General features: G+C 39.0%; 27 protein-coding genes. All 27 read left to right on the top strand.

What is annotated here, in order from left to right; genetic code table 11:
* Nucleotides 1–8 precede the first annotated feature (8 nt).
* Nucleotides 9–2141 (top strand): elongation factor G, encoded by a 2133-nt coding sequence (fusA, locus tag ACEXOE_RS02945; protein ID WP_394747233.1) that lies wholly within the window; start codon nucleotides 9–11, stop codon nucleotides 2139–2141.
* A 10-nt stretch (nucleotides 2142–2151) separates the two neighbouring features.
* On the top strand, nucleotides 2152–2457 hold the full coding sequence (rpsJ, locus tag ACEXOE_RS02940; protein WP_007094989.1) for a 30S ribosomal protein S10: 306 nt from the start codon (nucleotides 2152–2154) through the stop codon (nucleotides 2455–2457).
* 189 nt (nucleotides 2458–2646) lie between these two features.
* Nucleotides 2647–3264 carry a 50S ribosomal protein L3 gene (rplC, locus tag ACEXOE_RS02935; RefSeq protein ID WP_394747232.1) on the top strand — a complete coding sequence of 206 codons (618 nt, stop codon included), beginning with the start codon at nucleotides 2647–2649 and terminating at the stop codon, nucleotides 3262–3264.
* A complete protein-coding gene (rplD, locus tag ACEXOE_RS02930; RefSeq protein WP_394747231.1) occupies nucleotides 3264–3893 on the top strand; it encodes a 50S ribosomal protein L4 in 630 nt (209 codons plus the stop codon). The genes rplC and rplD overlap by 1 nt, the downstream gene beginning before the upstream one ends.
* A 7-nt stretch (nucleotides 3894–3900) precedes the next feature.
* Nucleotides 3901–4191, top strand: a complete 291-nt coding sequence (gene rplW, locus ACEXOE_RS02925; RefSeq protein ID WP_394747230.1) for a 50S ribosomal protein L23 — start codon at nucleotides 3901–3903, stop codon at nucleotides 4189–4191.
* A 9-nt stretch (nucleotides 4192–4200) separates the two neighbouring features.
* Nucleotides 4201–5025, top strand: a complete 825-nt coding sequence (gene rplB / locus ACEXOE_RS02920; protein WP_394747229.1) for a 50S ribosomal protein L2 — start codon at nucleotides 4201–4203, stop codon at nucleotides 5023–5025.
* A gap of 13 nt (nucleotides 5026–5038) precedes the next feature.
* Nucleotides 5039–5317 (top strand): 30S ribosomal protein S19, encoded by a 279-nt coding sequence (gene rpsS, locus ACEXOE_RS02915; RefSeq protein ID WP_394747228.1) that lies wholly within the window; start codon nucleotides 5039–5041, stop codon nucleotides 5315–5317.
* A 6-nt stretch (nucleotides 5318–5323) separates the two neighbouring features.
* Complete coding sequence (gene rplV, locus ACEXOE_RS02910; protein ID WP_394747227.1) at nucleotides 5324–5731, top strand: 50S ribosomal protein L22; 408 nt, start codon at nucleotides 5324–5326, stop codon at nucleotides 5729–5731.
* Nucleotides 5732–5741: 10 nt separating this feature from the next.
* On the top strand, nucleotides 5742–6464 hold the full coding sequence (rpsC, locus tag ACEXOE_RS02905; RefSeq protein WP_394747226.1) for a 30S ribosomal protein S3: 723 nt from the start codon (nucleotides 5742–5744) through the stop codon (nucleotides 6462–6464).
* Between the two features lie 21 nt (nucleotides 6465–6485).
* On the top strand, nucleotides 6486–6905 hold the full coding sequence (rplP, locus tag ACEXOE_RS02900; protein WP_394747225.1) for a 50S ribosomal protein L16: 420 nt from the start codon (nucleotides 6486–6488) through the stop codon (nucleotides 6903–6905).
* An 18-nt stretch (nucleotides 6906–6923) separates the two neighbouring features.
* Nucleotides 6924–7115: a 50S ribosomal protein L29 gene (gene rpmC, locus ACEXOE_RS02895; protein WP_394747224.1), complete on the top strand. Its 192-nt coding sequence runs from the start codon at nucleotides 6924–6926 to the stop codon at nucleotides 7113–7115.
* A gap of 13 nt (nucleotides 7116–7128) precedes the next feature.
* On the top strand, nucleotides 7129–7386 hold the full coding sequence (gene rpsQ / locus ACEXOE_RS02890; RefSeq protein ID WP_394747223.1) for a 30S ribosomal protein S17: 258 nt from the start codon (nucleotides 7129–7131) through the stop codon (nucleotides 7384–7386).
* Nucleotides 7387–7389: 3 nt separating this feature from the next.
* Nucleotides 7390–7758, top strand: a complete 369-nt coding sequence (gene rplN / locus ACEXOE_RS02885; RefSeq protein ID WP_066424974.1) for a 50S ribosomal protein L14 — start codon at nucleotides 7390–7392, stop codon at nucleotides 7756–7758.
* 12 nt (nucleotides 7759–7770) lie between these two features.
* Nucleotides 7771–8085, top strand: coding sequence for a 50S ribosomal protein L24 (gene rplX, locus ACEXOE_RS02880; RefSeq protein WP_394747222.1), 315 nt, complete (start codon nucleotides 7771–7773; stop codon nucleotides 8083–8085).
* Nucleotides 8086–8087: 2 nt separating this feature from the next.
* Nucleotides 8088–8639, top strand: coding sequence for a 50S ribosomal protein L5 (rplE, locus tag ACEXOE_RS02875; RefSeq protein ID WP_394747221.1), 552 nt, complete (start codon nucleotides 8088–8090; stop codon nucleotides 8637–8639).
* 1 nt (nucleotide 8640) lies between these two features.
* On the top strand, nucleotides 8641–8910 hold the full coding sequence (gene rpsN / locus ACEXOE_RS02870; protein WP_394747220.1) for a 30S ribosomal protein S14: 270 nt from the start codon (nucleotides 8641–8643) through the stop codon (nucleotides 8908–8910).
* Nucleotides 8911–8929: 19 nt separating this feature from the next.
* A complete protein-coding gene (gene rpsH, locus ACEXOE_RS02865; RefSeq protein WP_394747219.1) occupies nucleotides 8930–9328 on the top strand; it encodes a 30S ribosomal protein S8 in 399 nt (132 codons plus the stop codon).
* A gap of 20 nt (nucleotides 9329–9348) precedes the next feature.
* Nucleotides 9349–9891: a 50S ribosomal protein L6 gene (gene rplF / locus ACEXOE_RS02860; RefSeq protein WP_394747218.1), complete on the top strand. Its 543-nt coding sequence runs from the start codon at nucleotides 9349–9351 to the stop codon at nucleotides 9889–9891.
* An 11-nt stretch (nucleotides 9892–9902) separates the two neighbouring features.
* Nucleotides 9903–10259, top strand: coding sequence for a 50S ribosomal protein L18 (gene rplR, locus ACEXOE_RS02855; protein ID WP_394747217.1), 357 nt, complete (start codon nucleotides 9903–9905; stop codon nucleotides 10257–10259).
* 6 nt (nucleotides 10260–10265) lie between these two features.
* Nucleotides 10266–10790, top strand: coding sequence for a 30S ribosomal protein S5 (rpsE, locus tag ACEXOE_RS02850; protein WP_394747216.1), 525 nt, complete (start codon nucleotides 10266–10268; stop codon nucleotides 10788–10790).
* A gap of 11 nt (nucleotides 10791–10801) precedes the next feature.
* The gene (gene rpmD / locus ACEXOE_RS02845) at nucleotides 10802–10981 is read left to right on the top strand and encodes a 50S ribosomal protein L30 (RefSeq protein ID WP_394747215.1); all 180 of its coding nucleotides are present in this window, start codon (nucleotides 10802–10804) and stop codon (nucleotides 10979–10981) included.
* 17 nt (nucleotides 10982–10998) lie between these two features.
* The gene (gene rplO / locus ACEXOE_RS02840; RefSeq protein WP_394747214.1) at nucleotides 10999–11451 is read left to right on the top strand and encodes a 50S ribosomal protein L15; all 453 of its coding nucleotides are present in this window, start codon (nucleotides 10999–11001) and stop codon (nucleotides 11449–11451) included.
* A gap of 12 nt (nucleotides 11452–11463) precedes the next feature.
* Nucleotides 11464–12807, top strand: a complete 1344-nt coding sequence (gene secY / locus ACEXOE_RS02835; RefSeq protein WP_394747213.1) for a preprotein translocase subunit SecY — start codon at nucleotides 11464–11466, stop codon at nucleotides 12805–12807.
* 2 nt (nucleotides 12808–12809) lie between these two features.
* Nucleotides 12810–13025 carry a translation initiation factor IF-1 gene (gene infA / locus ACEXOE_RS02830; protein WP_011710675.1) on the top strand — a complete coding sequence of 72 codons (216 nt, stop codon included), beginning with the start codon at nucleotides 12810–12812 and terminating at the stop codon, nucleotides 13023–13025.
* Nucleotides 13026–13034: 9 nt separating this feature from the next.
* On the top strand, nucleotides 13035–13151 hold the full coding sequence (gene ykgO / locus ACEXOE_RS02825; RefSeq protein ID WP_073370549.1) for a type B 50S ribosomal protein L36: 117 nt from the start codon (nucleotides 13035–13037) through the stop codon (nucleotides 13149–13151).
* A 3-nt stretch (nucleotides 13152–13154) separates the two neighbouring features.
* Complete coding sequence (rpsM, locus tag ACEXOE_RS02820) at nucleotides 13155–13529, top strand: 30S ribosomal protein S13 (RefSeq protein WP_394747212.1); 375 nt, start codon at nucleotides 13155–13157, stop codon at nucleotides 13527–13529.
* A gap of 7 nt (nucleotides 13530–13536) precedes the next feature.
* The gene (gene rpsK / locus ACEXOE_RS02815) at nucleotides 13537–13929 is read left to right on the top strand and encodes a 30S ribosomal protein S11 (protein ID WP_394747211.1); all 393 of its coding nucleotides are present in this window, start codon (nucleotides 13537–13539) and stop codon (nucleotides 13927–13929) included.
* Nucleotides 13930–14020 lie beyond the last annotated feature (91 nt).

Genomic DNA, 14020 nt, shown 5'->3' with positions numbered 1-14020 from the left:
TAACGGTAATGGGAAGAGATTTAAAATTCACAAGAAATATTGGTATTGCGGCACATATTGATGCTGGAAAGACCACAACTACAGAACGTATATTATTTTATACGGGTGTAAGTCATAAAATAGGCGAAGTGCACGATGGTGCTGCTACGATGGACTGGATGGAGCAAGAGCAGGAAAGAGGTATTACAATTACTTCTGCGGCGACAACATGTACATGGAACTTCCCTACTGAAAATGGAAAGCCAACGGCAGATGCTAAAGGTTACCATTTTAATATTATCGATACTCCGGGACACGTTGATTTTACCGTAGAGGTGAATCGTTCTTTACGTGTGTTGGATGGTTTGGTATTCTTGTTCAGTGCGGTTGATGGTGTAGAACCTCAGTCCGAAACAAACTGGAGACTTGCCGATAATTACAAAGTGCCACGTATTGGTTTTGTCAATAAAATGGACCGTCAGGGTTCCAATTTCCTTAATGTATGTAATCAGGTAAAGGAGATGTTAGGTTCCAATGCGGTTCCTATTGTATTGCCAATTGGTGATGAAGCAGATTTCAAAGGTATTGTTGACTTGGCCAAGAATAGAGCTATTGTTTGGCATGATGATAACTTTGGTTCTACTTTCGATGTGATCGACATTCCTGAGGAAATGCAAGCTGAGGTGAAGGAGTATAGAGCTGCTTTGATCGAGGCTGTTGCAGAATATGATGAAGAGTTGATGGAGAAATTCTTTGAAGATGAGGATTCCATTACAGAAGAAGAAGTGCACGCTGCATTGAGAGCTGCCGTTATGGATAGGGCTATTATCCCTATGATCTGCGGGTCTTCATTTAAGAATAAAGGAGTTCAGTTCTTGTTGGATGCCGTATGTAGATATTTGCCTTCTCCTATAGATAAGGATGCAATTGTTGGTACAGATCCTGATACTGGTGCTGAAATTAGTAGAAAGCCGGATGTTAAAGAGCCGTTTTCTGCCTTAGCTTTTAAAATTGCTACAGATCCATTTGTAGGTCGCTTGGCATTTTTTAGAACGTATTCAGGACGCTTGGATGCTGGATCGTACATCTTGAACAATCGTTCCGGGAAGAAAGAGCGTATTTCACGTATCTATCAAATGCACTCCAATAAACAAAATGCTATTGATTTTATCGAGGCAGGGGATATTGGTGCGGCTGTAGGATTTAAGGATATTAAAACTGGAGATACAATGTCTGCTGAAAAGCATCCAATTATTCTGGAAAGTATGGATTTTCCAGATCCAGTAATCGGTATTGCTGTAGAGCCTAAAACAAAGGCGGATGTAGATAAATTAGGTATGGCTTTGGCAAAATTGGCCGAAGAAGATCCTACATTTCAGGTAAAGACCGATGAGGCTTCCGGACAGACGATTATATCTGGAATGGGTGAGCTTCACTTGGATATTATTGTAGATCGTTTAAAGCGTGAGTTCAAAGTAGAGGTGAATCAAGGTGAGCCACAAGTGGAGTACAAAGAATCCCTTACGAAAACAGCTTCGCATAGAGAAACCTACAAAAAACAATCTGGTGGTCGTGGTAAGTTTGGAGATATTATCTTCGAAATGGGGCCAGCTGATGAAGATTTTGAAGGAACTGGATTGCAATTTGTGGATGAAATCAAAGGAGGGCGTATACCAAAAGAATTTATTCCTTCTGTTGAAAAAGGATTCATTGCGGCAATGAAGAATGGACCTTTGGCAGGTTATGAAATGGACACGATGAAAGTAGTGTTGAAAGATGGATCTTTCCACCCAGTGGATTCCGATGCGCTTTCTTTTGAATTGGCCGCCAAAATGGGGTATAAGGCTGCGGGTAAAGCTGCAGGTGCTGTAGTTATGGAACCTATTATGAAATTGGAAGTATTGACTCCAGAAGAAAATATGGGGGATATTGTAGGTGACCTTAACCGTAGAAGAGGGACTATTAGCGATATGAGCGATAGAGCCGGATCTAAGGTGGTGAAGGGAACTGTGCCACTTTCTGAAATGTTTGGATATGTAACTTCCTTAAGAACTTTATCTTCAGGTAGGGCTACATCAACAATGGAGTTTTCACACTATGCGGAAACACCATCCAATATTGCAGAAGAAGTAATTAAGGCAGCTAAAGGTGTAACCGCTTAAATTGTAGAAAATGAGTCAAAAAATTAGAATAAAACTAAAATCTTACGATCACAATTTAGTGGATAAATCTGCTGAGAAAATCGTAAAGACGGTGAAGACTACCGGGGCTGTTGTTACAGGTCCAATTCCTTTGCCAACACATAAGAAGATATTTACGGTATTGCGTTCTCCGCACGTAAATAAAAAATCGAGAGAGCAATTTCAATTGAGTTCATACAAACGACTTTTGGATATCTATAGCTCTTCTTCAAAGACTATTGATGCTTTGATGAAGCTAGAGTTGCCGAGTGGTGTTGAAGTGGAGATTAAAGTATAACTCCTAGTTATTGGGGTTGCTTCACTGAAATCAGTTGAGTATAATGACTTCCGCATTGTGGAGGTAGACATGTCCGGAGCGTTTCGCGAAGGAAAAACGGAAAAAAATACATTCAGGGTTGAAGTGTTTTTGACCCTGTTTTTTTGTCAGAAAAATAAAGAAGAGTAAATAATTTAATTAAATATAAATATGTCTGGGTTAATAGGAAAAAAAGTAGGTATGACCAGCATCTTTGATGAAAATGGAAAAAATATTCCATGTACTGTAATCGAAGCTGGGCCATGCGTAGTTACCCAAGTCAGAACCGAAGAGGTTGACGGGTACAGTGCCCTTCAGCTTGGTTTCGATGACAAGGCAGAGAAGCGTACCAACAAGGCCGAAGCAGGTCATTTTAAGAAAGCTGGTGTTTCTCCCAAGAAAAGAGTCGTTGAGTTCCAAGATTTTGAAGGAGAGTATAAACTAGGAGATTCCATTGGAGTCGATTTGTTTGTAGAAGGAGAGTTTGTTGATGTTGTTGGAACATCAAAAGGTAAAGGTTTCCAGGGTGTGGTGAAACGACATGGCTTTGGCGGTGTAGGACAAGCGACACACGGACAGCATAACAGATTAAGAGCTCCTGGTTCTATCGGTGCTGCTTCGTATCCGGCAAGAGTATTCAAAGGAATGCGCATGGCTGGAAGAATGGGGGGTGAAAGAGTCACTGTTCAAAACCTTAGAGTTTTAAAGATTGTACCGGAGAAGAACCTTATCGTAGTTAAGGGAGCTATTCCTGGGCATAAAAACGCTTACGTAACGATCAATAAGTAATGAAAGTAGCAGTTTTAGATATTAAAGGAAAAGAAACAGGTAGAAAGGCAGACCTTTCTGATGCTGTTTTTGGGATAGAGCCGAATAATCACGCTATTTATCTAGATGTAAAACAATATTTGGCGCATCAGCGTCAAGGGACTCACAAATCCAAAGAGAGAGGTGAGATTGCAGGTAGTACTAGAAAGATCAAAAAACAAAAGGGGACGGGTACAGCGAGAGCTGGTAGTATCAAGTCTCCAGTTTTTAGAGGTGGAGGACGTATTTTCGGCCCTAGACCTAAAGATTATACGCAAAAATTGAACAAAAACGTAAAGCGTTTGGCACGTAAATCTGCCTTGACGTTGAAATCAAAGGAGAACGCGATTATCGTTGTTGAAGATTTTAGTTTTGAGACGCCAAAGACAAAGGATTTTGTTCAGGTTTTACAGTCCTTAGGATTGGAGAACAAAAAATCTCTATTTGTGTTGGGCGATTCAAATAATAGCGTATATTTGTCGTCACGCAATTTGAAGCGTTCTGAGGTTATAACTAACTCAGAATTAAGTACTTACAAGATACTTAACGCTAATAATATTGTTCTTTTGGAAGGTTCCTTGGAAGGAATCGAATCAAATTTAAATAAATAGAAAAGTCATGGGTGTGTTGATAAAGCCAATTATTACGGAAAAAATGACAGCAGATAGCGAATTATTCAATCGTTATGGGTTTGTTGTTGATCCTGGGGCAAATAAAATTCAGATCAAAGAAGCGGTCGAAGCCACTTATGGGGTTTCAGTGAAGAAAGTACGTACCATGAATTATGGTCCTTCCCGTAAATCGCGCTACACCAAGACCGGTGTACAGCACGGTAAGACAAATGCTTATAAGAAAGCGGTTGTTGATGTTGCGGAAGGCGATATTATTGATTTTTACAGTAATCTATAAAGACAAGAAATGTCAGTTAGAAAATTAAAACCAATCACTCCTGGACAGCGTTTTAGAGTAGTAAACGGATTTGACGCCATTACTACTGATAAGCCGGAGAAAAGTTTACTTGCTCCGTTAAAAAAGTCGGGAGGTAGAAACAGTCAAGGAAAGATGACCATTCGCCAAAAAGGTGGAGGTCATAAAAGAAGGTATCGTATCATAGATTTTAAGCGGAACAAACATGGAGTTGAAGCCACTGTAAAATCGATTCAATACGATCCAAACAGAACAGCTTTTATTGCATTGGCGGAATATGCCGATGGGGAGAAGCGGTACATTATTGCTCAAAATGGGTTGCAGGTAGATCAGAAAATTTCCTCTGGAGCAGATGCGGCACCGGAAATTGGTAATGCCTTGCCAATGAGTGCAATTCCTTTGGGAACTATTATTTCTTGTATAGAATTGCGTCCTGGACAAGGAGCTGTTATGGCAAGAAGTGCTGGTACATTTGCTCAATTAATGGCAAAAGACGGAAAATTTGTTACGATTAAATTGCCTTCCGGTGAAACAAGATTAGTACTTGCTGGATGTTATGCAACGATTGGGGCAGTTTCCAATTCCGATCATCAATTATTGGTGTCTGGTAAAGCGGGTAGAAGTAGATGGTTGGGAAGAAGGCCAAGAACAAGGCCAGTAGTAATGAACCCTGTTGATCACCCAATGGGTGGTGGTGAAGGTAGAGCTTCAGGTGGTCACCCAAGATCTAGAAACGGTATTCCTGCAAAAGGATACAGAACCCGTTCCAAGACAAAGAGCACCAATAAGTATATAATAGAACGTAGAAAGAAATAAAAAGTAGAAAGAAATGGCACGTTCACTAAAAAAAGGACCTTACGTTCATCATAGTTTGGAGAAGAAAATCCAGCAAAACGTAGAATCAGGAAAAAAAGCGGTTATTAAGACTTGGTCTAGAGCTTCTATGATTACGCCGGATTTTGTTGGTCAAACAATTGCAGTTCATAACGGAAGACAATTTGTACCGGTCTATGTTACAGAAAACATGGTAGGTCATAAATTGGGAGAATTTTCACCTACACGATCTTTTAGAGGTCATGCAGGGGCTAAAAATAAAGGTAAAAAATAGTAAGCTATGGGAGTTCGAAAAAGACAGATGGCCGAAAGAATAAAGGCTGAGAAAAAGCAGATAGCTTTTGCTAAATTGAACAATTGCCCTACTTCACCACGAAAAATGAGGCTGGTTGCCGATTTAGTGAGAGGAGTTCAGGTAGAAAAAGCGCTTGCTATTTTGAAGTTCAATCAAAAAGAGGCTTCACGAAGATTGGAGAAGTTATTGTTATCTGCCATTGCAAACTGGCAAGCTAAGAATGAGGATGCCAATATTGAAGATGCGGACCTTATTGTAAAAGAAATCCGCGTAGATAGTGGTAGTATGTTGAAGAGATTGAGACCTGCACCTCAAGGAAGAGCACATAGAATAAGAAAACGTTCCAACCATGTTACTATGGTTTTGGGATCTAATAATAACACAGAAAGCTAGAGCATTTAGTATGGGACAGAAAACAAATCCAATCGGAAATCGTCTAGGTATCATTAGAGGTTGGGAATCCAACTGGTATGGAGGAAACGACTACGGTGATAAATTGGCCGAAGACGATAAGATCAGAAAATATGTTCATGCACGTTTGGCAAAGGCGAGTGTGTCTAGAGTGATTATCGAGCGTACGCTTAAACTTATCACAGTTACAATTACTACCGCAAGACCTGGAATTATCATCGGGAAAGGTGGTCAGGAAGTTGATAAGTTGAAAGAGGAGCTTAAGAAGATTACGGATAAAGAAGTTCAGATCAATATTTTTGAAATTAAACGACCAGAGTTGGATGCAAATCTCGTTGCTGCCAGTGTTGCTCGTCAGATCGAAAATAGAATTTCTTTTAGAAGGGCTATTAAAATGGCTATTGCGGCTGCAATGAGAATGAATGCTGAAGGAATAAAGATTCAGATTTCAGGACGTTTGAACGGTGCGGAAATGGCGCGTTCGGAGTCGTATAAAGACGGAAGGATTCCTTTGTCCACTTTTAGGGCAGATATTGATTATGCATTGCATGAAGCACATACAACCTACGGAAGACTAGGGATAAAAGTATGGATCATGAAGGGCGAGGTTTATGGAAAGAGAGAGCTTTCACCATTAGTGGGAATGTCAAAATCCCAAGGAAATAAAGGTGGAAAGTCTCAAGATGGAGGAAAGAAACCGCGTCGTAGAAAGTAATTTTTAAAGAAGTAGAAAGAAATGTTACAGCCAAAAAGAACGAAGTTTCGTAAAGCGCAAAAGGGTCGTATGAAAGGACTTTCCGGAAGGGGTCATCAACTTTCAAACGGGATGTTCGGTATAAAATCCTTGGATTCCAAATTCATAACATCACGTCAAATAGAGGCAGCACGTATTGCCGCGACCAGATATATGAAAAGGGAAGGACAATTGTGGATTAAAATATTCCCGGACAAGCCTATTACAAAGAAACCATTGGAAGTACGTATGGGTAAAGGTAAAGGTGCTCCTGAGTATTTTGTAGCCGTTGTGAAACCAGGAAGAGTAATGTTTGAAATAGCCGGTGTTCCTATGGACATTGCAAAAGAGGCTTTGCGTCTTGCTGCACAAAAGTTGCCGGTGAAAACTAAATTTATTGTTGCTAGAGATTACTCGGCATAACTGAAATAGCAAAGAATCATGAAACAATCAGAAGTAAAAGAATTATCAATTGAAGGTTTGCGAGAGCAGTTGGCTGAATTTAAGAAGCAGCATGAGGATTTAAAAATTGCACATAGCGTTACACCTTTAGAAAACCCACTTCAAATCCGTAAGGTGAGAAGAACGGTGGCTAGATTGGCAACAGAATTAACAAAAAGGGAATTACAATAATTGGTTCTGCTTTATGGAAAATAGAAATTTAAGAAAAGAAAGAGTAGGCGTTGTTACAAGTAACAAGATGGAGAAATCAATTGTGGTTTCCGAAGTTAAGCGAGTAAAGCACCCTATGTACGGTAAATTCGTGTTAAAGACAAAGAAATATGTTGCGCACGATGAAAAGAACGATTGTAACCTTGGTGATACAGTGAAAATAATGGAGACGCGTCCATTGAGTAAGACCAAGTGTTGGAGATTAGTTGAAATTATTGAAAGAGCTAAATAAATTATGTTACAACAAGAATCTAGACTAAAGGTAGCGGACAATACTGGGGCGAAAGAAGTTTTGACCATTCGTGTGCTTGGAGGTACAAAAAGAAGATATGCATCTGTTGGCGATAAAATAGTAGTTACTGTTAAAGAAGCTACTCCTAATGGAGCAATTAAGAAAGGAGCTGTTTCAACAGCTGTGGTGGTACGTACCAAAAAAGAAGTAAGAAGGCCAGACGGATCCTATATACGTTTTGATGATAACGCTTGTGTGTTATTGAACCCAACAGGGGAAATGAGGGGAACCCGTGTTTTTGGACCGGTTGCAAGAGAGCTTAGAGATAAGCAATTCATGAAGATTGTATCATTGGCTCCTGAAGTCCTATAATATATCATAAAGATGATAAAGTTAAAAATAAAAACTGGGGACCTTGTCAGAATCATTGCTGGAGACCATAAAGGTGTTGAAGGTAAAGTGGTTAAAGTTGACCGTGAAAAGAACAAGGCTATTGTAGAAGGTGCAAATATGGTTTCCAAGCATGAGAAGCCAAGTGCAAAGAACCCTCAAGGAGGAATCGTAAAAAAGGAAGCTCCAATACATATTTCAAACTTGTCACTTATTGATCCAAAATCAAGTGAGGCCACTAGAGTTGGATTCGAAGTAAGAGATGGTAAGAAAGTGAGGTTTTCCAAGAAATCTAAAGAAGTAATTTAATTATGGCTTACGTTTCAAGATTAAAGAAAGAATATGGGGAGCGCGTTGTTGGTTCGCTCAAGGAAGAATTTGGTTACAAAAATGTAATGCAGGTTCCCAAGCTTGAAAAAATAGTTGTGAGTAGAGGAGTTGGTGCTGCTGTGGCAGACAAAAAACTTATTGATCACGCTGTAGATGAGCTTACCATAATAACAGGTCAAAAAGCGGTTTCTACCGTATCTAAAAAGGATGTTGCAGCCTTCAAATTGCGTAAAGGAATGCCTATTGGGGCCAAAGTGACTTTACGTGGTGAAAGAATGTACGAATTTTTAGATAGATTAGTGACTTCTGCATTGCCTAGGGTACGTGATTTTCAAGGTATCAAAGCTACAGGCTTTGATGGTAGAGGGAATTATAGCCTAGGGGTGACAGAGCAAATCATCTTTCCAGAGATAAATATTGATAAAATCAATAGAATCAATGGAATGGATATTACATTTGTCACTTCTGCGAATACAGATAAAGAAGCAAAATCATTATTAACTGAATTGGGATTACCTTTTAAAAAGAAGTAATATGGCTAAAGAATCAATGAAGGCCCGTGAGGTCAAGAGAGCTAAAATAGTAGCCAAGTATGCAGCTAAACGTAAAGCGTTAAAGGAGGCAGGAGACTATGATGCATTGCAGAAATTGCCTAAAAATGCTTCTCCAATCCGTATGCATAATAGATGTAAACTTACTGGTAGACCTAAAGGGTATATGAGAACTTTTGGTATTTCGCGAGTGATGTTCAGAGAGATGGCCAACAAAGGTTTGATTCCTGGAGTTAAAAAAGCAAGTTGGTAATAGGTTAAAAGTTAAGACAATGGTTACAGATACTATAGCAGATTATTTAACAAGAGTAAGGAACGCCAGCAGAGCGGGTCACAGAGTAGTGGAGATTCCTTCTTCCAATGTTAAGAAAGAAATCACAAAAATATTGTTCGATCAAGGGTATATCTTAAGTTATAAATTTGAGGAGAACGAAGTGCAAGGCAGTATTAAAATTGCTTTGAAATATGATAAGTTCACAAAAGAGCCGGTAATCAAGAAAATACAACGTGTAAGTAAGCCAGGACTTCGTAAGTATGCAGGTTCAGGGGAATTGCCAAGAGTATTGAACGGATTGGGAATTGCAATAGTTTCTACTTCCCACGGAGTGATGACCAGCAAGCAAGCCAAGCAAGAGAATGTTGGTGGCGAGGTTTTGTGTTATGTATATTAATAGGATAAAAGAGTTAGAACATGTCTAGAATAGGTAATAACCCAATAGGAATTCCAGAAGGCGTAACGGTAACAGTGGAAGATAACGTAATTACTGTAAAAGGTAAATTAGGTGAACTTACTCAAGAGTTTTCTGATGTTTCTGTAAGTGTTGAAGATGGAAATGTTATGTTGAAAAGACCATCGGATTCCAAAGATCACAAGGCCAAACACGGTTTGTACAGAGCTCTTGTCAATAACATGGTTCAAGGAGTTTCTAAAGGTTGGACAAAGGAATTGGAATTGGTAGGTGTTGGATATAGAGCAAGTAACCAAGGACAAAAATTAGATTTAGCATTAGGTTTTTCCCATAATATCGTCATTGATGTTGCTCCGGAAATCAAAGTGGAAACTGTTTCTGAAAAAGGAAAAAACCCAATCGTGAAATTAACTTCTTTCGATAAGCAATTGGTAGGCCAGGTTGCCGCCAAAATAAGAGGTTTCCGTAAGCCGGAACCTTATAAAGGAAAAGGAGTTAAGTTCGTTGGAGAACAATTAAGAAGAAAAGCAGGTAAATCAGCTTAATAAGTAGTATTATGGGATTATCAAAGAGCGAAAGAAGACAACGCATTCAGAGAAGGATCAGAAAGATTTCCTTTGGGACCGAAACTAGGCCTAGATTGTCTGTTTTTAGAAGTAATAAAGAGATTTACGCTCAAATCATAGATGATAATAAAGGGGTCACATTGGCCACGGCATCATCTAGGGATAAGGCGTTGAGTTCAGAAAAAGGAACAAAAACTGAAATTGCAAGTCTTGTTGGAAAGGCAATTGCTGAAAAGGCCAAAGCAGCTGGTGTTGAAACTGTTGCTTTTGATAGAGGAGGTTTTTTATACCACGGAAGAGTTAAATCATTGGCTGAAGGAGCAAGAGAAGCAGGACTAAAATTCTAAGATATTATGTACCAAAAATATAAAAACGCAGAGATTGTTAAGCCAGGAGGTTTAGAGTTAAAGGATCGATTGGTCGGAGTTCAAAGGGTAACCAAAGTTACTAAAGGAGGTAGAGCCTTTGGATTTTCAGCAATTGTTGTTGTTGGTGATGAAAATGGTGTCGTAGGACATGGTTTGGGGAAATCCAAGGAAGTTGCCACTGCAATTGCAAAAGCAATTGAAGATGGAAAGAAAAACTTGGTAAGAATTCCTTTGAACAAAGGAACATTGCCACACGAGCAAAAAGGAAAATATGGGGGAGCTAGTGTGTATATACAACCAGCTTCACATGGTACCGGAGTAATTGCAGGTGGTGCAGTAAGACAAGTATTGGAAGCCGTTGGGGTTCACGATGTATTGTCTAAGTCTCAAGGTTCTTCCAACCCACACAACGTGGTAAAAGCAACTTTTGATGCACTATTGCAACTTAGGGATGCGAGAACAGTAGCAAAACAAAGAGGTATTTCTTTAGAAAAAGTCTTTAAAGGATAATTTAGGATACTATGGGAAAGATTAAAGTAACTCAGGTAAAAAGTAGTATCAAGAGAACCCAAAACCAAAAAAGGACTTTGGAAGCTCTTGGTTTGAAAAGAATAGGTCATGTTGTAGAACACGAGGCCACGCCAAATATTATTGGTATGATAAATAAAGTCAAACACTTAGTTTCTTCTGAAGAAGCTTAACATATAATTATAGTGTAATGAATTTAAGCAATTTAAAACCGGCAGAAGGCGCATCCAATAGAAGTGGAAAGATTGTTGGTAGAGGACAAGGTACTGGTAAAGGAGGAACGGCAACAAGAGGTCACAAAGGGGCTAAGTCTCGATCTGGATATTCCAAGAAGATTGGTTTTGAAGGTGGACAGATGCCTTTGCAACGTCGTGTTCCTAAATTTGGTTTTACCAATATCAATAGAAAAGAATACAGCGGAATCAATTTAAATAAATTACAAGAATTGGTAGATAAAGGTATCGTTAAAGACGAGGTTACTTTAGATACGCTTGTAGAAAATAGATTGGCCCGAAAAAATGATTTAGTAAAGATTTTAGGTGGGGGTGAATTAAAAGCTTCCCTTAAAGTTTCTGTACATAAATTTACTGCCACAGCCAAAGCTGCTATTGAAGCTGCAGGAGGAGAAGCAATAAGTTTATAAGCAACGCATGTTATGAAAAAGTTTTTTGAAACATTATCCAATATTTGGAAAATAGAAGAGCTCAAAGGGAGAATTTTAGTGACCTTGGGTTTGCTTTTGGTATACCGTTTTGGTGCACAGATTGCACTGCCCGGAGTTGATACTGCGCAATTGGCAGAACTGGCTTCCAATACAGGTGATGGAATCTTTGGACTTTTAAATGCATTTACAGGAGGGGCTTTTTCCAATGTTTCTGTATTTGCCTTGGGTATTATGCCTTACATTTCTGCTTCCATTGTGGTTCAGCTTATGGGAATCGCAATTCCTTACCTTCAAAAATTGCAGAAGGAAGGGGAAAGTGGAAGAAAAACCATCAACCAAATCACAAGGTGGTTGACTATTGGTATTTGTATCGTTCAAGCTCCTGCATATTTATATGGATTAGGGGCATTGGGTGTTCCAGACAGTGCTTTCGTACTTGGAAAAGGATTGGATTTTATTATCCCTGCCGTAATTATTTTGGTAACAGGTTGTGTGTTTGCCATGTGGTTGGGGGAGAAGATTACAGATAAAGGTATTGGTAACGGTATTTCCTTGTTGATTATGATTGGAATCATTGCCACATTGCCACAATCTTTCGTTCAAGAAGTTATCTCTAGAAATACCGATGGTAATGGAGGTCCTTTGTTGGTTCTTGTAGAAGTAATCATCTGGTTTTTGGTCATTCTTGCTAGTGTGTTATTGGTAATGGCTACGCGTCAGATTCCAGTACAATATGCAAGAAGAACGGCTTCTGGAGGCTACGAAAAAAATGTAATGGGATCAAGACAATACATTCCTTTAAAATTGAATGCTTCTGGGGTGATGCCTATTATCTTTGCACAGGCTATTATGTTTGCGCCAAGTTTAATTGGAAAGACCTTTAACAATACTGCAGCGGGACAATGGATGGAAGTGCAGTTTGCAGATATTTTTGGCTTGGCTTATAATATTTTGTTTGGACTGTTGATTGTGATATTTACGTATTTCTATACGGCCATAACAGTTCCTACCAATAAAATGGCAGATGATTTGAAGCGTAGTGGAGGTTTTATTCCAGGTATTCGACCAGGAAAGGAAACAGGAGATTATCTAGATAAGATCATGTCATTGATTACGTTGCCAGGATCGTTATTTTTGGCATTGTTGGCCGTATTGCCGGCAATCGTAGTTAAATTATTGAATGTACAACCGGGATGGGCCTTGTTTTATGGAGGTACATCACTCCTCATTATGGTGGGTGTTGCTATAGATACCGTTCAACAAGTGAATTCGTATTTATTGAACAGGCATTACGATGGGTTAATGAAAACCGGTAAAAATAGAAAAGTAGCATAATTATGGCTAAACAAGCAGCAATAGAGCAAGATGGAACCATAATTGAAGCATTGTCCAACGCGATGTTTCGAGTAGAATTAGAAAATGGTCATGTTGTAACAGCACATATCTCAGGAAAAATGAGAATGCATTATATTAAATTACTTCCAGGAGATAAGGTGAAGTTGGAAATGAGTCCTTATGACTTGACCAAAGCAAGAATTACATATAGATATTAAGCGAACAGGATGAAAGTTAGAGCATCAGTTAAAAAAAGAAGTGCCGAGTGCAAAATTGTGCGTAGAAAAGGCAGGTTGTACGTAATCAATAAAAAGAATCCTAGATTTAAACAAAGACAAGGGTAAGTTATGGCAAGAATCGCAGGTGTTGATATACCAAAACAGAAAAGAGGGGTTATTGCCCTTACGTATATTTATGGTATTGGAAAAAGCAGAGCTCAAGAGATTTTGAGTATTGCTCAAGTTAGTGAAGATACTAAAGTGTCTGAGTGGAACGATGATGAAATAGGTCGTATCCGTGAGACCGTTTCTTCTTTTACAATAGAAGGGGAATTACGTTCAGAAACACAATTGAACATCAAACGTTTGATGGATATTGGGTGTTATAGAGGTATCCGTCATAGATCAGGTCTTCCTTTAAGAGGACAACGGACAAAGAACAACTCTAGAACGAGAAAAGGGAAAAGAAAAACTGTTGCTAACAAGAAAAAAGCAACTAAATAATAAATAGATGGCAAAGACAGGTGCAAAAGCAGCAAAGAAGCGCAAGGTTATCGTAGAGTCTATTGGAGAAGCTCATATTACAGCCTCTTTTAATAATATCATCATTTCTTTGACAAATAAGAAAGGTGATGTGATCTCTTGGTCTTCAGCAGGTAAAATGGGCTTTAGAGGTTCTAAAAAGAATACTCCATATGCCGCTCAAGTTGCTTCAGAAGATTGTGCTAAAATAGCCCATGAAGCTGGATTGAGAAAAGTGAAAGTCTATGTTAAAGGACCAGGTAACGGAAGAGAATCCGCTATCCGATCTATTCATAATTCCGGAATTGAGGTAACAGAAATCATCGATGTTACGCCAATGCCGCACAATGGATGTAGACCTCCAAAAAGAAGAAGAGTATAATTAATTATTAATCTCGCATAAGCGAAATATTCATTGGAAGTATAGTTACGATTATCGAAGGATACTAAGCCTTAATTCATAATCATATTTC

The sequence above is a fragment of the Spongiimicrobium salis genome (assembly GCF_043678055.1).
GTDB lineage: Bacteria > Bacteroidota > Bacteroidia > Flavobacteriales > Flavobacteriaceae > Spongiimicrobium > Spongiimicrobium salis.
This window is presented reverse-complemented; position numbering and strand designations above follow the sequence as displayed.